The 274-nt window shown below is 43.1% G+C and carries 1 protein-coding gene; it reads right to left on the bottom strand.

Going from position 1 to position 274, the window contains the following annotated elements:
* On the bottom strand, window positions 1–274 hold a 274-nt coding region (locus N473_RS20650; protein WP_155735683.1), incomplete at both ends, for an SdrD B-like domain-containing protein.

The following is a 274-nucleotide window of genomic DNA, read 5'->3' as shown; positions in this document are numbered from 1 at the left end:
ACCTGTTTGATACGTTGTGCTAGGTGTTTGCGTGATGGTGTAACCATTCGCATTCGATTCAATCAAACCTGTGAAGCTGAACGCACCGCTCGCATTCGTCACTACACTTTGATTTACCGCTTGACCATATTTATCCGTGCCCGTGATAGTCACTGTGATGTCTTTTAGCAGCGCATCATTTTGATCCACGTTGCCATCTTGGTTTACATCCAAGAACACTTTACCTGATACTGACTTATCACCGGCTTTTGGCTTTTCTGTAAATTTGATTTCT

The sequence above is a fragment of the Pseudoalteromonas luteoviolacea CPMOR-1 genome (genome assembly GCF_001625685.1).
GTDB lineage: Bacteria > Pseudomonadota > Gammaproteobacteria > Enterobacterales > Alteromonadaceae > Pseudoalteromonas > Pseudoalteromonas luteoviolacea_K.
Note: the sequence above shows the minus strand (reverse complement) of the source record. Positions and strands in the feature narration are given on the sequence as shown.